The following is a 20813-nucleotide window of genomic DNA, read 5'->3' on the forward strand; positions in this document are numbered from 1 at the left end:
ATTCACATGACAAAAGTGGTTGAAAATGCATTCCTAAGTTATGGTAATGCAGACGCACCTGTAAAAGTAGAAGTATTTTTAAATCTAGCATGTCCTTACTGTGCAACATTTTTTGAAGCAGCAGACCAAAGTTTAGCACCTTATATTAAAAATGACCAAGTACAATATGTTATAAAACATTATGATAAGCCTCGGGAAATGTTGTTATACGGTACGTTGGTAAATCTATTTTTTGACTATAATGATCCACAGCGTATTTATGAAATAATGAAGGAACTATTCGAAACCCAAAGCCAATGGAGTGAGTCAGATAGTGACTCCATCAAAAAAATGCTAACGGAACAGTATGGATTAAAAGAAGAGCCTGATACGATTGACTTAAGTTTAAAAATTACAGCCGAAGCAATAAAACGGCAAGTGAAGATGGTACCTACTGTTTTCATTAACGACAAAGAATTTCAATACCCTATTGAGATTGATGCTCAGCAATTAATAGATGAAGTTGATAAAGCATTAGCTTAAATTCACAGGGTTTATCATAAGGACACTTCCGATAATTATGATGTCAGAAGGTATCCTTTTAGTTCATTAAAAATAAGCGTGGTACCTTTACCTTCATCAATTCATGATGGGGAGACCACGCTTACTTTTTACTTATTAGGTTTTTGTCACAGCCTCGATATTACAGCAGTTCTTAACCATAAAACATATTGAAGATTTGGATACACAATTTACCATTTGAATCCACTATTCGACTACCAAACAAAGGAATCCCCTAAAAAGGAGATCCTTCCCTACTTCTTATTCATCCTACCGCATTTTCAACTTTCCGATCTAATTCACCAGCTGCTTTCACCCGCACTCTTGTAGCATTTCCTGGTAAATAGGCAAGTGGAACATCTTCAATATCAACAATTACAAGACTATTAGGATCTGCCCCTGCATTGATCGCTTCAGCTTTAGCTTCGGACTTTGCCGACTCTAACGCCTTTTCTCTGCCAATTTCATCTAATAGGTAAATTTTTTCTATCTGCCCACTAACTTGAGAGATTGCCGATCCAATAGCATTTGCAACACCTGAATGTTCAGGACGAATTACCTTTGAGGCACCTTTTAATTCTGTTGGCAATAAAATGCTCCCCCCACCAACCAGAATTACAGGTATAGGATCTGCACTGGTTTTCATTTTATCAATTGCTTCTTCAACGAGTTCCACTATTTTTAAATAGACGCTATTTAATAATTCCTTGTCAAGATGAGCAACTTTTGATGAATCTCCAAGCTCTATCTTTCCTAGAGCTACAGCGACATCTGTCGTCGTTAAAGTATCTCCACCAAAAATCATCGCCTTTTCTGGTAAACGATATCCTACACTATCTGGTCCAATTGTGAAGTCTCCATTTTCTTGTATTCGAACAATAGTACCTCCACCTAGACCAATCGAAATTAGATCAGGCATTCGGAAATTAGTTCGTGCTCCGCCAATTTCAACTTCTAAAGATGATTCCCGTGGAAATGAATTAATTAGTACCCCCACATCAGAGGTTGTACCACCTACATCAACGACAATCGCATCTGATAAGTCTCCTAAATAAGAAGCTCCGCGTAATGAATTCGTTGGACCGCATGCAACCGTGAAGATAGGATACCTAACAGCATATTCTACAGACATTAAGGTGCCATCGTTTTGTCCGAAAAATACGTTGGCTTCAATTCCTTCATCTTTTAATGCATTGATAAAACCATCTGCTGCAGTTTTTGCAACATTCACGACGGAGGCATTAAGAATAGTAGCATTCTCTCTTTCAAGTAATCCGACAGAACCAATTTCAGAAGATAAGGAGATGGCAACCGCTTCACCTAATACTTCTTTAAATATATCTCTTGCTCGTTCTTCGTGATCCCTTGATACTGGTGAAAAAACAGAAGTGACCGCAATAGAATCTACTTTCCCTTTCACTTCCTCAGCAATTTTATAAAGATGCTCTTCATCTAATGAAACAATCTCTCGTCCGTCAAATTCATGACCACCACGCACAAGATATACATATTTTCCAAGTGTTTCGCGAAGTTCTTCTGGTACGCCAATAAGTGGCTTCACCGCTAAAGTAGCTGGAGCACCAATTCGAACAACAGCAATTTTATTCAATCCTTTTCTCTCCACAATGGCATTCGTACAATGTGTAGTTCCAAGCATCGCATAATGAATATCTTCCCGAGAAACTTTAGCACTCGTAATAATCTCATTCATCGCCTTATAAATACCTGTTGCAACATCCTCTGTTGTAGATGATTTTGTTTCGGAAATGACCTTATTATTCTCATCTAACAAGACTGCATCTGTGTGAGTTCCACCAACATCAATCCCAATACGATACGTACCCATTACTTTGTCACCTCTTTATGAACTAGTTCTTCAACTGGAATATAATCAACGTCATAGCCAAAATACTTGGGACCGACCGTTTCAATTCCCTTTTCTGTCCGCCACTTTGGATGACATGGTATGCCAATAACTACACATCTCGAACCATATCTGATTCCTTCCGTTGTAATCGGAAGCCCCGTTTCTGCATCAAGAACAGCAATGAGATCAGGTGTTACACAGAGCAGACGCTTTTCTGTTTGTGCAAGTAAATGTTCATTTTGGAAGCGAAGCTGTAGTGTTTCGTTTTTATACTCGCCAACCCCTTCAAATGTTGCTACCCCTCTTGCAAATCCTGTTTCTGTTTTTCGATTAATATCTGTAACTTTTCCACGGAATAATTCGAAGCCACCAACGGTTTTTAATACTTCTTGTATTGCATTCACATTATTAGCTTTGGCAAGTCGAATCGTTCTGCCAATTTCCTCTTCTAGCTTTAATATATTGCGAATGCCACTTTCTTTTAGGTTTTTACCGGTCATGGAATACATGGCATTCATTACAGAACCACCCATTTGAATCGTTGCCGCACGAGCAATCCTTTCCGTCCAAACATTATCTATAGTAGATAACACCGCTGTATTCCCTTTTTCATCTGCAATAACAGCCGGTGTTGCTGAGATACCATCTAAATAAAAGGTAACCATTTGCAATTCAGGAAAAGCTCTACCCATGCCATCTGCATCAATAACAGGTAACCCTAATCTTGCCGCAAGAGCAAAAGGCAACATTGAATTTACTCCTCCAGCTTCAATCGGAAACGTTGCATAGATTTTTTTCCCTAAATATTCTTCCAATTTTTGAAAAGCCTCTATAGCCTCTTCTCCACTTGGAATCTTTTCCAACATGACAGTTGGTGCCCCCATCATAGATGAAGGAACGACCAAAGCATCGTCAGGAACTTCATCCAAATCTAACACTGTTACCGGACCGTGTTCCTCAATTGCTTGTAATGCCATGAGTTTCCCAATATATGGATCACCACCACCGCCAGTCCCAAGTAATGCTGCACCAACAGCTATATCTTCTATTTCTTGTTTTCCAATCTCTCTCATTTTTATAGAACCTCCACTATTCGTAAATTAACTTATGCAATTTTTCCGTTTATCTCTTTTTTGTTTTTACCCTTCTTTATCATTAGCGCGCCAAGATAATAGACCACACCACTAACTAGAAGGGAGTTGATTGAAGGGATACCGACTGTGATCATATAACCAGCTGCAAATCCGGATGCCCATGCAATAATTGTAATTGGGTGCATTTTTTCAACATTCGATGGCAATGTTCCATTTTTCCTAGTTTCATCCAATATTTTTCTATTTGTTTTTAAGATGAAATATTCTACTACGATAATTCCAGCAATTGGCGGAACGAGTACTCCTAGGAATACGAGAAAACTAACAAAGTGGTCAAGAATACCAAGAACTGAAAGTACCGTCCCAATAATACCTATAACGAGTGTGACCATTCCGCGATTTAATTTAATTTTAAAGACGGAGTCAAAAATGTTCGTAAATCCAAGTGAAGAAGAATATAAGTTCAAGTTATTAATTTTTACCGTTGACAGTACAACTACAAGTGCTCCTAGCCAACCAGAGGTTTGTACCATAATACTTACTACATCATTTGTTCTAGCTGCAAGTGCCATTAATACTGCAATCATGTTAATTCCAAGTTCTCCAATGAGCACCCCAATGGTTGACATCCAAAATACATCTTTACCACTTTTAGCAAATCGACTAAAATCTGGTGTAATAACTGCTCCTATAATAAACCCACCAGCGACCATTGTAGCAGCAGCCCCCATCGTTAATGCTTCACCTGCAGGAGCAGTAGAGATCAAATCTGGAATCGAATGACCACTTAATAAGTTATAGATCCCAAAGCTAACCGCCAATAGAAAAGCTGGTACTGCGATTGTAGCGGTTATACTTAATAGTTTAAAACCAAAGATTACGAGTACTGTTATACTCAATCCAGTAAGTGTTGCAGCGACGGGAAGCGATAATTTCCCTCCTGTTGCCTGTACTAATCCCTCGGCAAAAACAGAATTTTGAACCCCAAACCATCCAATACAGGATACTGCAATTACTCCCCCTATAATACTTGATCCATATCGACCAAAGCCTGTCCACCTTGATAATAGACTTGTAGAAAGTCCCTCACGTGCACCTGCATAACCTAGGAGAAAACTGATAACCTGTAAAATAATACTTCCAAACATTGTTGCCCAAAAAGCTTGCCAAAATGTCATTCCATATCCCAAGGAAGCACCTAATATAAATTGCGAAATTGTCGCTAAAGCCCCCACCCGTACAATAGTGATACTCCATAATGACTGTCGCGCTGACATTGGCACTCTTGATAGTGAGTAATCATCTCCGATTTTTGTTTTACTCCCCATTTCCCTTACCTCCTATGTTCTTGTTGTTATTCTTTCATATGGGGAATTAGTAAACACCCACTAAAATTGAAACATTTCGTTTATTTTGTATAGTTTAATTTCAATACATATTATTTCAAAAATATACTTAGATTGGTTTATCAGTCCTATTAAAACAGATAGTTCTGTTAATTCACGCGATTGTTTGGTGCTTCGACGTTCAAGTATTTCTTGTTTAATTTATCAAATAATGAATGGATGATATCGTCTGCTAGTACTACCTGTTCTTCAAAATCGTCATCATGATATAACTTAATACCCCAAAAGACACCATTACCAATGAGTACAAATTGCTTGATGACACGGGCAGTTTCATCCTGCGTCATCATCGGGTAACTATTTTTCAATATAGAGCCCAGTGAATGACCAAGCCAATCATTATATCGCATCATATGGTCATTTAGATACTTTGTAATTTCTGGAATTGGTGATGTAACAAGCGAAATATATGCATCTGTACCTTGAATATCTCCTTTATGATGCGAAACAATCCCTTGAATCATAGCAGAGAAAATTTGTTCAACGGGCTTGTCTCTATTTTCGTCTAAAATGCTTTCCATTTTCCTGAAGTGATTATCCAACAGCTGTTTAAATGCAGCAATAAATAATTCTTCCTTATTTTGATAAAAAAAGTAGATGGATGCTGGCTTTATCCCAACTTCTGTTGCAATCTTTCTCATTGTTGCTCCATGGTATCCATGTAAAGCGTATTGATGTAATGCTGCATCGATTAATTTTTTCTGCAATATATCACCACCTAACGATTGTTAGGTTCCATTATATTCGTGAATGAAAGTTAGGTCAATAAGTTTTTTGATAATTTAAGTAAAATGCAATCTTTCCCTAATTGCGAGAAAGCGAAACCATGGTTGATTTGTTGCGACTAATTGGCCCTTGAAATTTTTCTATTACTTAAAAAATTACCTTGCGTATAGATTTTTAATCTATACGCAAGGTAATCCTCCTAAATCTTTTTCAATTTTTTCAAGTAATGAAGTTTGATTTTACCTACTATCTCTCTACCTTTTCTTTAATCTTATTTCCATTTAATGATTTTGTTAGTCCTCCAGTTTTAATTCCTTCAATAACTATATCGCATGTACGGTTTCGCAACGTTTGCAATGATTCGATTGAGTTATATGCTGAATGAGGTGTTATCAATACTTCATCCATATGAATTAATGGGTGGTCAAAGTTAGGTGGCTCCTCTGCTAAAACATCCAATGCAGCTCCACCAATATGTCCAGATTTTATTGCGTTCTCCAAATCTGTTTCATTAATAATGCCACCTCGGCAAGTGTTTACGATAAACGCATTTTTAGGTAACTTCTTGAAACTCTCCTCATTCAAAATATTTTCGGTTTCAGCTGTTAGTGGGACATGTAGACTTAAAAACTCGGATTCATGTAATAGCTTATCAAGCGATACAGCCTCGACACCATATTCTTTGAAGACTGAATCATCTACATATGCATCGTGTGCAATAACTTGTGCACCGAATACTTGTATTTTTTCAGCTACTTTACGTGCTATTCGTCCAAATCCTAAAAGGCCAACCGTCACATCACGAATCCTTCTAATATCCGTTATACACAACGGATCCCAACTTCTATTTTTTTGAACTTCTTTTTGGAACTGAGGTAATCGACGCATCCAATATAACAACATCGCTATTGTATGATCAGATACTTCGTCCATACAATAATCGGGTACATTTGAAACATATATCCCACGTTCAGCTGCTGCTTCTAGATCAACATGGTTGAAGCCTACACCAGACACAGCGATTACTTTACAATTTTCTAATTGGCTTATAATTTCTTCCCCACATGGAAAACCTACCTGCGCTACAACACCATCAGCAATTGGACCATATGTTAATAAATCATCTTTTAACTCATGGATTCGTGTAACCTTTGTTTCGTATCCCGCTTCTTTATATCTTTTTAACTCCAATTCATGCTGCTCCCATTCATCGTCTAATATCCACACAAAAGGTTTTTCATTATACATGATTTGTTCCTCCATTTTTTATCATATTAAATTCAATGATTAATAAGTAGATGTTTCAGCTCGAATAGAGCTTAATAGTTCAACCAATAATTGATTTTGTTCTCTTGTTCCTATTGTAATTCGGGCGTGATTAGGATAACCCCAAGGTGTGGCTGGTCTAATAATGATTCCATGAGGTAGTAATCCTTTAAATAAAGATACGGAATCCATGTTCAAGTAAACAAATAAAAAGTTAGTATGGGACTCAATAACTTCATAGCCAAGCGCTTTCAATTCTTTACATAAATATACTTTCTCTCTTTTATTCTCCAGCAAATGACTTTTTGCAAATGCTTGATCGTTTATTGCAGCAATAGCAGCATGAATAGCTGTACGATTCGTTGCAAATGGTTCGCGAATACGCAATACCGGTTCTAGTTTTTCCTTAGGTGCAACAGCATAACCAACTCGTAATCCAGCAAGCCCATAATATTTAGAGAATGTTCGGACAGTAATAATTGGATATGATTTTTTAAATAAATCAATCCCATTCATGTAGTCATTATCTTCAACATATTCTATATACGCTTCATCCAAAACTACTTGTACATGATCCGGTACTTTATCTAAAAATGCTAGCAATTGTTCAGTAGAGACAATCGTTCCCGTTGGATTATTTGGATTACAGATAAAAATCATTTTGGTGTCAAGCGTGATTTGTTCATATATTGTATCTAGATTGAAGCACCAATCTGCAGTCAAATCTACTTCAATTGGCACACCGCCCATTAATAGTGTTGTAGAACGATAAGTCGGGAATGTTGGTGTACAGTATATAACCTCATCCCCTTCATTGACATATGCACTAATTAACAATGTCAATATATTATCAGCTCCGTTGGCTGTTATAATTTCATCTGAAGAAACATGATAAAAATGCGCTAATCCTTCACGGAGCTCCTTCGCAGTCGTTTCTGGATAATACTGGATGTCTTCAATTGATTGTCTTGCTGCCTCCATTGCCTTTGGAGAAGCTCCTCGTGGATTTTCATTTGAAGCGAGACGTAATACGCGTTCTAAATGATACTCCTTCTTTACATCCTCAATCGATTTTCCTGGAATATATGGGTCAATATTCGTAATCTCATTCCTCCATGTTGGCTTACTCAATATCATCATCCTTTAACTATATTCATAGATTTTAAGAGTGTAAAAAAACGGATCTGTTCTTTCTTTTATTCCTCGGGTTTAAAACCTCATTCACGGTCTCGATGTCGTTAGAGAAAATCCGATCTTTCGTTATGCTTGGTACTATTTCTCGCATTTCTTCCCATTTTGTACGTAATTTAGGTGAGAGTTTTTCGACTCCACGATATTCTGCTGCTTGTAAAGCACAAATACATTCAACCGCTAAAACACGACGAGTATTTTGCACAATCATACTTGCGTGTCTTGCTGCAATTGTTCCCATGCTAACATGGTCCTCTTGATTTGCAGACGATGGAATAGAATCGACACTTGCAGGATGAGCTAAGGTTTTATTTTCAGATACCAGTGATGCAGCAGCGTATTGCATAATCATTGCGCCTGATTGCAATCCAGGTTGCGGGCTTAAAAATGCTGGTAAATCACTTAACTGTGGATTTACTAAACGTTCAATACGTCGTTCTGATATATTTGCCAATTCGGCTACAGCGATTTTCATAAAGTCCATCGCTAAAGCAATTGGTTGCCCATGGAAATTCCCACCTGATATAACAAGCTCTCCCTCATTGAATATTAATGGATTATCTGTCGCTGCATTTGCTTCAATCTCCAATTTTTCTTTCACATAATCCAAAGCCTGCCATGTAGCACCATGTACTTGTGGAATACATCGGATGGAATATGCATCCTGTACCCTTTTTTCTCCCTGATGCGTGATTAACTTGCTGTCCTCCAACCATTCCCGCATTCGTTCTGCAACAGCAACTTGCTGTGGGTACCCTCTTGCTTCATGAACATTAGGATGGAATGCATCAATAATTCCTTCCAAACCTTCTACTGTGAGAGCAGCAATCCATTCACTATCATACGCAAGTTTTTCCGCTTCGAAATAATTCACCACTCCCATAGCTACCATTGCCTGTGTTCCATTAATAAGCGCTAACCCTTCCTTTGCTTGCAACGTAATTGGTTGGATGCCCTTTTGGCTCAAAATAGGCTCAGCATCCACCAATTGGCCATCTTTTTCATGAACTTTTCCCTCTCCTATTAACACGAGTGCTAAATGGGATAATGGTGCTAAGTCTCCGGATGCCCCTAATGAACCTTGCTGTGGAATGACGGGATGTACATGATGATTAATCAGTTTAGCTAATAGTTCGACTAATTCGGATCGGACTCCTGAAAACCCTTTCAATAAAGCGTTTAAGCGTAAAACCATCATTGCCCTTGAAACTACTTCTGGAAATGGATCTCCAATCCCACATGCATGAGAACGAATCAAATTCAATTGCAATTCTTCTACATCCTCTTCCTTAATTATAACATCACTGAATTTTCCAAACCCAGTATTTATACCATAAACCGTTTTTTTGTCTGCAACGATTCGTTCGACTGCCTTTCTACTTTCCATAACGTTTTGCATAGACGATTTAGAAATGGTTATTTCTTCATAATCAAGACAGATTTTTTTCAGCTGTTCAATCGTTAGTGAATAACCTGTTAATTCAATCATTTTTTCACTTCCTCCCTAACCTTTAAACATAGAAAGAGGCGATAATGGCATGGGAAATAAGCCATCATCACCTCCTAACAACTCGTTACTATAGGTCATGATTATTTATTATTTAAATGTGATTAATGCCTAAGCCAATTGCTTCATGTTCCAAACCCTTAACTGGAGCACCAATCGTTCCGTAGAAAGCTACAGCGATCCACTCGCCTTCTTTTTTCTCTTGATAAGGATTTCCCCTTACAACCGCAAACCGAAGTCCAACAGTCCGCATCATATCGCCAATAGCTAATTGTCCTCTCGTTACACCTTCAAGCGCTTCCAAAATCGCATGATACAATGCATGCGTCTCTCGATAAACACCTTCTTCAATTAGACCCGTTCGCTTTACAGCGGTTTCAACTGCTGAAATTACTTTCTGCATGTTCATGGACCCAACTTTACCTTCACAGACTATCACTTCATCCATGATAGATTCAAAAGGACTGCGTTCATCGTCATCTAGCATTGCAAGCAATGTAGCTAATTTTCCAATATGAAGTCTCTGTGTCATGTATGCTTCCCCTAATCAGCGAAATTTTCTAATAGCTATTATCTAATAACATTATATGCTTTCACCAAAACATTAGTCAATAAATTTAGGAAAATTTCGTAAATTAATAGTAGATGGTTTAAATGGAAGAACTTCATTTATTCTACTACTTTTTCAAATTCCTCTTCTTTACTAACTGGCGGTTGATAAGTTAGTAGTGAAACGACAAAATATAGAATTAATGCGACCAATACAGATAGTACTTCTATAGGAAATTCACCAACAGTGAAACCGGAAATCCCTAAAATGGCCACTAGTAATCCCCCAATGAAAGATGAATATGCGCCTTGGACCGTCCCCTTTTTCCATAACAGGCCTACGACAACTGGAGTAAAAACACCTGATGTGTATAGCGTGTATGAAATAAGTAGACCGTCGACAATCGAAGGCAGAATCGTTGCAACTAATATTGCTACCCCACCAAGAATTAGTGTCCAAATACGTGACAAACCTAATAAACGGCGATCTTCTTTTTCACTTTTTTCTTTTGCAGCTGTCGTTGTACCCTTTAAATACAAATCATTTATAATATGGGACGTTCCAGCTGTCAAAATAGAGTTTGCTGTCGACATAATGGCTGCCATTACAGCCGCTAAAACAATTCCCGCGACAAAATCTGGTAGTAGTTGATTAATAACTGTCGGTAAAGCTAAACGTGAATCTGTTAGTTCTGGAAATAAAGCACGTGCTCCCATCCCGATTATTACAGGAAATATTGTAATAACTGTTAGCATAATTCCCGCGATCCACGCTGCTCTTTTTGCAACCTTTCCGTCTTTTGTTGCGAATAAACGCTGATAAACATCTTGCCCGATCATATTATATAAAATTAGTGGCAATGCTAACCAAATCATAAAGCTAATATCCCAATTCGCTGTAAGGCTTAGGAATTCACCTTTTTCTACTGAAGACATACCTGCACCTAGGCCGCTAAAACCTCCAGCTTTCACTAATACAATTACACTTGCAGTTATCGTTCCAGCTACAGCAACAATAATATGAATAAAATCCGTTATCGTTGCGCCCCATAACCCACCTACTGCAGTATAAATAATAAACACAACTGAAACAATAATTGCTCCGGTCATTGACCCTACACCAAACATTTCCAATACACTACTTGCAGCAGCAACTTGTGAGGCTAAAATTCCAAGTAGGGCAACTAATGAAAGCAAACAACACATGACTCTTAAACTATTACTTTTATAACGCTCCATAATAAAGTCAGGAACGGTAAACAATGCGAGTTTTCGCATTCGAAAAATGATAAGACTGATTAAGACAAAACCAATCCCACCGCCTATCCCATTCCACCAGGATACTAAGCCCACATCAAAGCCTTTTTCCGATAATCCAACAACCTTACCGCCGCCATATAGCGTTGCTACTAAAGCGAAGGACCCTAACCATACTCCTAACCGTCTTCCAGCTAACAAATAATCGGTTACCCCGTTATTATATTTATTTGCCCAAACACCTACCAGAAAGATAATCAGTAGGTAAAGCACTAAAATTGTTAAAACCATATGTTTCACTCCTTTATCCAATAGTCGAAGTGGTGCAATTGAACCGATTTAAAGTCGCTGTATTATAACGGTTTCAAAGTATATATCGCATATTGCAGATATACCTCATAATGTTTACTTTAGTAAGTGATGTGAAATAACCATTTTTTGAACCTGAGATGTTCCCTCAAAAATCTCCAGTATTCGTTGATCACGGTAAAAGCGTTCAACTGGGTACTCTTTCATATATCCATACCCACCATGAATTTGTACTGCCTTATGGATGATCCGATTGGATGCTTCGGAAGTAAATAACTTTGCAATCGATGCTTCATTCGACAAACGATACCCTTCTTTGTCTTTTAAACTGGCGGCGAAGTACGTATATAATCGTCCGATTTCTAGCTCTGCAGCCATTTCTGCCATCATCCACTGAAGCCCTTGGAAATTAGAAATTGTCTCGTTAAAAGCAATTCGTTCTTTCGAATAGGCAAGGCTTTCGTCTAGAGCTGCTTGCGCGAGTCCTACTGCCATCGCAGCTATACCAATACGTCCTCGGTCGACTACTGTCATCGCAATTTTAAAACCTTCTCCTTCTTGACCAACCAAATTCTCTTTTGGTATACGGCAATTTTCAAAGATAATCTCGTATGTTCTAGCTCCTCTAATCCCCATTTTGTCATCGCCAGCTCCATAGGATAATCCAGGTGTTCCCTTGTCCACAATAAAAGCACTAATACCCTTGCTCCCTTTTGTTGTTTCTGTTTTTGCATAGACAACTAATGTATCCGCATAGGCACCATTTGTTATAAAAATTTTCGATCCATTAAGGACATATTCGTCACCTTCAAGCTTTGCGGTTGTTTTCATGGAAGATACATCTGTTCCACCATTTGGTTCTGTTAAACAAAAGGCGAATAACTTTTCTCCCGTACATCCAGGAACTAAATATGCTTGTCTTTGTTCTTCATTTGAAGCAAGAAACAGTCCGTCAATTCCTAAATAGTGTGCGGTTAAAATGGAACCCGTCGCAGCACATCCACGTGTTATTTCTTCAACCGCAATTGCTTCTGTTATTGCATCTGCACCTACACCTCCATCTTTTTCTGGATAGGCGATCCCCATTAGCCCAAGTTCTGCTAACCTCGGTATATGTTCCGTTGGAAATCGATTTTCTTCGTCCAATTCTGCAGCTTTTGGTTTTAATACTTCATTACTAAAGTCACGCACCATTTTTCGAATGGTCAATTGTTCATCGGTAAAATCAAAATTCAATGTAACTACCTCCCTTTATCTATTTTTTTGATAGGTAATATACGTTTCATTATGTTCTCCAAGTCTAGGACTAGGTTTTTTGATAACAGATGGTGTTTTCGACAATTTAACTGGGTTTCCTGGGATCATTGTTTTCCCTGCTATAGGATGCTCTATTTCAACGAGCATTTCTCGTGTCTTCGTATGCTCACTTTCACAAATCTCATCGATATTTAAAATGGGTGAGCTAGGAATTCCACCGTCATTTAAATAGTCAACCGCTTCATCAACTGTATAGTGCTCCAACCATGTCTCAATAATTACCTTTAATGCAGCTTCATTTTTCTCACGTTCAACATCCGTATAGAATCTTGGATCTTTCGTTAATTCGGCTTTATCCATGACAGAACACAGACGTTCAAATAGCGGATCATTTGCTACAGCAATAACAATATAGCCATCCTTCACTTTATACGTATCAAACGGCGCACTAATTGGATGACGGTTTCCCATTCTTTCGGGTGCAATTTTATCTACGGTATAGCGCATTACATTGCTCTCTAATAAAGAGAAGATTGTATCAACCATCGCAACATCAACATATTGTCCCTCACCTGTTCGTTCACGATGAAATAAGGCAACCATAATTCCATATGCAGTATACAGAGCGGCGCCCATATCCCCTAGAGAAGCACCTGCTTTTGTTGGTGGTCGATCAGGATAACCCGTAATACTAGTTAAGCCCCCCATCGCCTGGGCAACTATATCATACGCCGGTCTTTGACTATACGGCCCGTTTTGACCAAACCCAGATATGGAAGCGTATACAATTTCTGGATTTATTGCCTTCAAGCTTTCATAATCAAGACCTAGCTTTTTCATCACACCGGGGCGGAAATTTTCAACAACCACATCCGACTCTTTAACAAGCTGATTAATAACTTCAAACGATTCCGGTTGTTTCAGATCAAGTGCGATGCTTTTTTTCCCACGATTCAGATACATAAAATAACCGCTCTCATCCTTTTGGAACGGTCCAAAGCCTCTTGTATCATCACCGGTTTCGGGCCGCTCAATTTTAATTACTTCTGCTCCCATATCCGCTAGCAGCATCGTACAGTATGGACCAGCTAATACTCTGCTGAAGTCTAGTACTTTAATATTATCCAAAGCTTGTTGCATTGCGTTCCCTCCTTATGTTGTAAACTAGCAATTCATCACCTTTTACAAAAGCCAATCAAGAATGACAACATCGTATATACCGCATTTTTCACAGTAATTTGACCAATATCCTTTCTCGGATCCAAACATACAATATCCACCGCTTTCACTTTTGGAAATTCACCGGCTGTTTGAACCGCTTCAAATAGTTCCGCAGAGTACATTCCTCCCGGTGCTGCAGCTGGAGTAGCTGGTCCATGAATAATATCGAGAACATCCATATCGACAGTCAAATAAATGGTATCCACTTGTTTGTTTAACTGGTCGAGTGCTTCTTGAATCGTAACAGCAATTCCTTTTTTCCGAGCTTGTTTCAATGTTGTATAATGTAAGCCAACTGCATCCGCGTAATCTTTCAGCTCTCTTGCATTAAAAAAACCTTGAAGTCCTATATTATGAACATGTTTTCCTTCAACTGTTCCACTTTCGATTAGGTTACGAATCGGTGTACCATTAGCAGGTCCTAGATCATCTAAACTTCGCAAATCAAAATGTGTATCTAGTTGTAAGATCCCAATTGTTTCATCGGGATGTACTTCTTTCCATCCCTTTACTAATTCCGCAGTAATGGAATGATCTCCTCCCATTGTAATCGGCAATGTATGCGGATGATGGCTGCGCATGGCAGCCATCGCCTCTCTTATTTTTTGCTGCGAGTATGCAATATCGGTTACATGTTGTCTCACATTGCCAAGATCAATTGCTTTTAATTGGGTTAGATCGATATCCTCATCCAAATTGTAGGTTCCAAAATACTTCCACGCGTCTCTCATCGCATCTGGATTTTCACTAGCAGCTGATGTACTAATAGACGATTTTGAAAGTGGTGCACCAAGTATGGTTACATCATACTGCGAAAAGTCTGGCGCGGAATCAACTGCTGTTTCAATCCATTCATGAACTTTGATATCTGATGTTCGATTGGTATCACGTGTCCAGATAAAATTAGGCTTTTGCAGCATAGGATAAGGATAGTTTTTCATCTAGTTGACCCCCTACGACTAGCTTTTCGCCTGCTTTAATAACTGTATCAACATGATTCATTCCGTACTGATAAGACAATGTTAAATAATTCGGCACTTTCCAAATCGTAACATCTGCTTTTTTACCAACTTCCAAGCTTCCGATTTCATCTGCACGTCCGATAGCATGTGCAGCATTAATCGTTGTCGCTGTTAATACTTCTTCTGGTGTCATCCCCATATTCAAGCATCCTAAATTCATGATGAAAGGCATAGATATGGTAGGTGACGATCCTGGATTTGCATCAGTGGAAAGTGCAATTGGTACACCTGCATCAATCATCTTTCTTGCCTCTGCATATGCGGCCATTAAGAAGAATGCTGTACCTGGCAGTAGAACACCAATCACACCAGCTTCCGCCATCTTTTTGATTCCCTCATCTGAAGCTCTAAGTAAGTGTTCAGCCGAAATCGCATCCACTTCTGCTGCGAGTTCTGCCCCGCCATAAGGCTCAATTTCATCTGCATGAATTTTAGGGATAAGGCCGTACTCTTTTCCAGCTTCCAGAATACGTTTCGATTGTTCCGGTGTAAACACACCACGTTCGCAAAATACATCATTAAATGTAGCTAGTTTTCTGCGAGCAACTTCTGGGATCATTTCATTAATGACACGGTCGACAAATTTATCCGGATTATCTTTTTCATCTAGTGGTACTGCATGTGCCCCCATAAACGTTGAAACAAGGTCAATTGGGTGATCCTTTTGAAGCTTCTCTGTTACCTCAAGCTGCTTCAATTCAGATTCTAATGTCAACCCATAGCCACTTTTTGCTTCAACTGTCGTCACACCATGCTGTAAAAATTGATTTAAACGATTTTTGGATTGTTCATACAGCTCCTCTCGACTGGCTTGCTGGGTTGCGCGTGTTGTAGCATGGATGCCCCCACCGCTATTCATAATTTCCATATATGTTTTACCTTTTAATCGCATTGCATATTCGTTTTCTCTGGTTCCGGCATGTACAAGATGTGTGTGGGGATCGACAAGTCCTGGCGTCACAATTTTACCTGTTGCATCAATATATTCAGCTTCATGTATACGATCGTGGTATTTGGCGCGAATATTTTCATCTGTATCAACAGCTGCTATTTTGCCATCTTCAATCCATACACTTCCATTTTTGATTACATTAATTTCAGACATCGCTTCTTTTATCGCTGGTTTATCTGTATGTCCCTCCAACGTAATAACTTCAACAGCATTTGAAATATACATCGTTCGTGTCATTTAGTTTAATCCCCCTGTCATTTATCTAGCATTGGAATATTAACGCCCTTTTCTCGTGCAGTTTGTTCCGCAATTTCATAACCAGCATCAACATGACGGACAATTCCCATTCCAGGATCTGTAGTCAACACACGCTCCAGACGTTTTTCCGCATCCTTTGTACCGTCTGCTACAATAACCATTCCTGCATGTAAGGAATAGCCCATGCCAACGCCACCACCATGATGGACACTCACCCAGCTTGCTCCACCAACACTATTTATTAATGCGTTTAGGATCGGCCAATCGGCTACCGCATCACTGCCATCTTTCATCGACTCCGTCTCACGATTCGGTGATGCAACCGAACCTGAGTCAAGGTGATCACGTCCAATCACAATTGGTGCCTTCAGCTCACCACTTGCTACCATATCGTTAATAATTTTTCCAAATCGAGCACGTTCTCCATATCCAAACCAGCAGATTCGGGATGGAAGCCCTTGGAATGCAATTTTTTCTTTAGCCATTCGAATCCAATTACAAAGATGCTCGTTATCACGGAACTCTTTCAAAATAACTTCGTCTAGTTTATAAATATCTTCTGGATCTCCAGATAGCGCTACCCAGCGGAAAGGCCCTTTTCCTTCACAGAATTGTGGACGAATATACGCAGGAACAAATCCCGGAAAATCAAATGCATTTTCAACGCCTTCATCTTTGGCCACTTGCCGAATATTATTACCATAATCAAATGTCACTGCACCCTTTTCCATCATCTCAAGCATTGCTCTCACATGCTTTGCCATAGAAGCTTTGGCTAACTTCACATAAGCATCTGAATCAGACGTACGAAGGTTAGCAGCTTCGTCTAAAGACATGTTTGAGGGGATATACCCATTCAATGGATCATGTGCCGATGTTTGATCGGTTAGTACATCCGGTATGAAATTACGCGCTATCATTTCAGGCAAAATATCTGATGCGTTACCTAGCAAACCAATCGATAATGCTTTCCCTTCTACCTTCGCCTCTTCCGCTAAACGAATGGCTTCATCAAGTGAATCCGTTTTCAAATCTGTGTAGCGCGTTTCTATCCTGCGATCGATTCTTGATTCATCGACCTCAATAGCAATACATACTCCTCCAGCCATTGTTACAGCAAGCGGTTGTGCCCCACCCATACCACCAAGGCCAGCTGTTACTGTGATTGTGTTTTTAAGCGAACCATTGTAATGCTGCCTTGCAAGTTCAGCAAAACTTTCATATGTCCCTTGAACAATTCCTTGAGAGCCAATATAAATCCAACTCCCTGCCGTCATTTGTCCGTACATCATTAACCCTTTTCGATCTAATTCATGGAAGTGCTCCCAATTAGCCCAAGCAGGTACAAGGTTGGAATTTGCTATTAACACTTTCGGTGCATCTTTATGGGATTTAAATACAGCTACCGGTTTTCCAGACTGGATTAAAAGTGTTTCATCTTCTTCAAGCTCTTTTAATGATGCAACAATCGCATCATAGCACTCCCAATTACGAGCTGCCTTTCCGATTCCACCGTATACAACTAAATCATCTGGATTTTCTGCAACATCTGGATGTAAATTATTATTTATCATCCGTAGTGCAGCTTCTTGAATCCACCCTTTTGTATTTAATTCTGTTCCTCTATATTGTTCAACTCTGTTTTCTGTTGTTTTAGACATCATTTCCACTCCTTCTTCATTGTTAATTTATTAATTAAATTCTAACAATTAGAAGGTTAAGAATATAGATAACATTTTTTCGAAAAACTATAAAATTATTATGAATGATAATTTTATGTCTGTTAATCAGCGCAATTTATAGCATTATCTTTATGTTTTAGTATAATTATTCGTTCTATCTCATTCTCCACTCTCGAGGTGTTTGCTTTGTATAATTTTTAAAAACTCTACTAAAATAATTTGGATTCTTAAACCCAACAGATACTGCTATATTCTGAATTGCATTATCTGTTGATTCCAGTAATTCCTTTGCTTTTTCAATTCGAATATACAAGAGGATGTCACTGAATGATTGTTTATATCTTTTCGTTAATAAATGACTCAAATAAGAAGGGCTACGGTCTACATGTTCAGCTACTTCGGATAGCGTGAGGTTACTATCGACATAATGTGTTTCCACATAAGCAATAGTTGCTTCAATAATATCAACCTTTATATGTTGATTATCAATCATTTGAAACAAATCACTTAGAAATAAAATAATATCTTGCACAATTCGGTAAAGTACCGGTCCGTGTAAGATACTATGAAAAACCTTTTTATAAGCATCCTCACTATTACGAATTCCTTTACGAATCATAAATCGTCGAACTTGTGCTAAAATACTTGTTAACCTAGTACTGAGTAATCCTGGTTCCGGATACGGAGCTTCCAAATCAAAAAAGTCCGCATACATCCACTTTTTAATCGCTTCCACTTTTCCTTCATCTAACATATAAACCCAATTTCGTTGTTCCTCCATCGTCAAAAAGGGATCCATATCCCTCCAACCATGAGAATTTCTTGCGTTTAAAACTTGCTTATACCCAGTAAAAAAGGTTGTCTCCATTACCCTACGTAACTTTTGATAGATTTGATTTAGTGATTCCATTTCATTTTCTTCATGTACAACAATTGCCAAGGGACTTACAGAAACGTTTTCCCATTCTCTTAATAATCGCCGTGCTTGCTTCATCGGACTTGGAAGCGATTGATTAAAAACCAGTACAATCTGATCACTCGTAGAAAATACAACAGGTTCGTAGTAAAAATCAAATTGCTTAATAAATTCTCTTAAATGAACTAAATCATCCTTATACTCTGTTTCTAGTAAATAAACCGGATAAGGAAAGGGGATTTGGTCATCAATGAAAAGGACTTCATATCCAGATCCATGCTTTATTTCAGTATCGCTTACCTGTTTCGTGATGGTTGCCAAATTCCGAACTGCCTGTTGTAATGCATTTTTCACAGCTTGTGGAGATAACGGCTTTACCCATAGATCAACCGCTTTAACTGATAACGCTTGAATGGCTCGTTCAAAGGTTGACTCAGCAGTAATTGCAATCACTTGCCCAGCATATTGATGTATGTATGATTTCACCATTTCCCACCTATCTTCTGGTATCATATCAAGTTCAATACACAAAATATCGGGAATTTCATTCTCCAATTCGTTAATTACTTCCGCAACTTGCTCAGCTAATTTAATGGTAGTAATCGGGAAGGAATATTTGGAAATAAGCCATTGTATACCAAGTAACTCCTGTTTATCACGATCAGCAATTAGTAGCTTGTACATAGAAACACTCCCTTTGTGTATCCGTCATTTTCCTACAACTACTGTATAGTTAACTTTGTTTTATTTCAATTTTAAAAAAACGATAATTAAATAATATCATACTTTAAAAACTTAGCTAGGCATTACAAACTTTTAGAATAAATACAACGGCAATTAAAGTCACTCGAAGTAGCTGTTTCTAGCAATAGCATCCAAATTTTATAGTTTCCTCCATTAAAAAAAGATCTACCTCAGTAGACCTCCCTCTAACTAAACATGTTCTTTCCGCTTTACTTTCCCTAAAAAATAATCGAGCTGTTTTTTCGTTCTAACCAACATATCCTCATCTAGTATTGGATTATCTCTTGTTTTATCTATCTCGCTATCCTGAAAATAGAGGCCTTTTAAGTTTTGCCCTTTTACAGTAGCTAGCAGTGGTTTCAAAGCATATTCCATTGCTAATAAATGAGATGGGCTTCCGCCTGTCATCACTGGAAGTACGACAGTATCTTGTAAAACATCTTGCGGCATGAGATCGAATAGTGCTTTTAAAACACCGGAATACGAAGCTTTGTATACTGGGGATCCAACAATTACACCATCTGCTTTTTCCAAATCATTGGCGATTTCCTTTATTTTAGAGCTGTTAAAGTTCCCAAAAAGTAAGTCCTCTGCATCCACATCTTTTACAGAAATATGCTTAACAGAAAATCCTTCTTGTTCAGCAAGCTCACCTAAATAGTAGAGTATGCGCTCTGATCTCGACAGCGAAGAAGGACTCCCCGAAACAATTACAATATTACCCACAATCATTCCCCTCTCCTTTTTATAAACGGTAGCCCTTTAGCAATTAGGGCCAACTTGTTTAATCGTTCGCTAATACTTTTTCCAAATGCTGGATGCCAACTTCTGTTACTGCCTCATATGCGTTGCCTTGACCAATTTCCACAACAGGAACATGGCGTACCCCATATTTTGCTTCTAAAATATCTCTTCGATCATCATTCTCTGTAACATCGATCGTTTGATAAGATAACCCTTTTTCCTCTAAATATGTTTTTACCTCATTACAATAGCTGCATCCTTGTTTAGACCATACTACGATTGATTGATTTTCTGCCACGTTTATC

Annotated in this window: 18 protein-coding genes; 1 reads left to right on the forward strand and 17 read right to left on the reverse strand. The window is 38.5% G+C overall.

The genetic code is table 11. The features are described 5' to 3' along the window. Positions 1–6 precede the first annotated feature (6 nt). Positions 7–522 (forward strand): thioredoxin domain-containing protein, encoded by a 516-nt coding sequence (locus tag F1560_RS02300; RefSeq protein ID WP_149473049.1) that lies wholly within the window; start codon positions 7–9, stop codon positions 520–522. Positions 523–805: 283 nt separating this feature from the next. On the opposite strand, the gene F1560_RS02305 is transcribed toward F1560_RS02300, so the two are convergent. The 17 genes from F1560_RS02305 to F1560_RS02385 form a co-directional block, all read right to left on the reverse strand. Beyond that, a complete protein-coding gene (locus tag F1560_RS02305) occupies positions 806–2386 on the reverse strand; it encodes a hydantoinase/oxoprolinase N-terminal domain-containing protein (protein ID WP_149473050.1) in 1581 nt (526 codons plus the stop codon). Further along, positions 2386–3480: an S-methyl thiohydantoin desulfurase family protein gene (locus F1560_RS02310; protein WP_149473051.1), complete on the reverse strand. Its 1095-nt coding sequence runs from the start codon at positions 3478–3480 to the stop codon at positions 2386–2388. The genes F1560_RS02305 and F1560_RS02310 overlap by 1 nt, the downstream gene beginning before the upstream one ends. A gap of 32 nt (positions 3481–3512) precedes the next feature. Further along, positions 3513–4829: a purine-cytosine permease family protein gene (locus F1560_RS02315; RefSeq protein ID WP_149473052.1), complete on the reverse strand. Its 1317-nt coding sequence runs from the start codon at positions 4827–4829 to the stop codon at positions 3513–3515. A gap of 167 nt (positions 4830–4996) precedes the next feature. Next, complete coding sequence (locus F1560_RS02320; protein ID WP_187773605.1) at positions 4997–5614, reverse strand: TetR/AcrR family transcriptional regulator; 618 nt, start codon at positions 5612–5614, stop codon at positions 4997–4999. Between the two features lie 265 nt (positions 5615–5879). After that, positions 5880–6881 carry a C-terminal binding protein gene (locus tag F1560_RS02325; protein WP_187773606.1) on the reverse strand — a complete coding sequence of 334 codons (1002 nt, stop codon included), beginning with the start codon at positions 6879–6881 and terminating at the stop codon, positions 5880–5882. Between the two features lie 39 nt (positions 6882–6920). Then, positions 6921–8030: a histidinol-phosphate transaminase gene (hisC, locus tag F1560_RS02330; RefSeq protein ID WP_245347654.1), complete on the reverse strand. Its 1110-nt coding sequence runs from the start codon at positions 8028–8030 to the stop codon at positions 6921–6923. A 31-nt stretch (positions 8031–8061) separates the two neighbouring features. After that, positions 8062–9579 (reverse strand): histidine ammonia-lyase, encoded by a 1518-nt coding sequence (hutH, locus tag F1560_RS02335; RefSeq protein WP_149473056.1) that lies wholly within the window; start codon positions 9577–9579, stop codon positions 8062–8064. 112 nt (positions 9580–9691) lie between these two features. Continuing rightward, entirely contained in the window at positions 9692–10129 is a 438-nt protein-coding gene (hutP, locus tag F1560_RS02340; protein ID WP_149473057.1) for a histidine utilization transcription antiterminator HutP, read from the reverse strand. 137 nt (positions 10130–10266) lie between these two features. Further along, positions 10267–11694: a sodium:solute symporter family protein gene (locus F1560_RS02345; protein ID WP_149473058.1), complete on the reverse strand. Its 1428-nt coding sequence runs from the start codon at positions 11692–11694 to the stop codon at positions 10267–10269. Between the two features lie 114 nt (positions 11695–11808). Then, positions 11809–12948 carry an acyl-CoA dehydrogenase family protein gene (locus tag F1560_RS02350; protein ID WP_149473059.1) on the reverse strand — a complete coding sequence of 380 codons (1140 nt, stop codon included), beginning with the start codon at positions 12946–12948 and terminating at the stop codon, positions 11809–11811. Between the two features lie 15 nt (positions 12949–12963). Further along, positions 12964–14109, reverse strand: coding sequence for a CaiB/BaiF CoA transferase family protein (locus F1560_RS02355; protein WP_149473060.1), 1146 nt, complete (start codon positions 14107–14109; stop codon positions 12964–12966). A gap of 35 nt (positions 14110–14144) precedes the next feature. After that, positions 14145–15131 carry an agmatinase family protein gene (locus F1560_RS02360; RefSeq protein ID WP_149473061.1) on the reverse strand — a complete coding sequence of 329 codons (987 nt, stop codon included), beginning with the start codon at positions 15129–15131 and terminating at the stop codon, positions 14145–14147. Next, positions 15094–16401, reverse strand: a complete 1308-nt coding sequence (hutI, locus tag F1560_RS02365) for an imidazolonepropionase (RefSeq protein ID WP_149473062.1) — start codon at positions 16399–16401, stop codon at positions 15094–15096. Before hutI ends, F1560_RS02360 begins: the two co-directional genes overlap by 38 nt. Before the next feature lie 17 nt (positions 16402–16418). Beyond that, positions 16419–18083: a urocanate hydratase gene (gene hutU, locus F1560_RS02370; protein ID WP_149473063.1), complete on the reverse strand. Its 1665-nt coding sequence runs from the start codon at positions 18081–18083 to the stop codon at positions 16419–16421. Between the two features lie 175 nt (positions 18084–18258). Beyond that, a complete protein-coding gene (locus F1560_RS02375) occupies positions 18259–19704 on the reverse strand; it encodes a helix-turn-helix domain-containing protein (protein ID WP_149473064.1) in 1446 nt (481 codons plus the stop codon). 249 nt (positions 19705–19953) lie between these two features. Further along, complete coding sequence (gene ssuE, locus F1560_RS02380) at positions 19954–20496, reverse strand: NADPH-dependent FMN reductase (RefSeq protein ID WP_245347653.1); 543 nt, start codon at positions 20494–20496, stop codon at positions 19954–19956. A gap of 52 nt (positions 20497–20548) precedes the next feature. Beyond that, positions 20549–20806, reverse strand: a complete 258-nt coding sequence (locus F1560_RS02385) for a glutaredoxin family protein (RefSeq protein ID WP_149473065.1) — start codon at positions 20804–20806, stop codon at positions 20549–20551. Between the last annotated feature and the right edge of the window lie 7 nt (positions 20807–20813).

The organism is Oceanobacillus polygoni (genome assembly GCF_008304605.1).
GTDB classification, from domain to species: Bacteria; Bacillota; Bacilli; order Bacillales; family Amphibacillaceae; genus Oceanobacillus; species Oceanobacillus polygoni.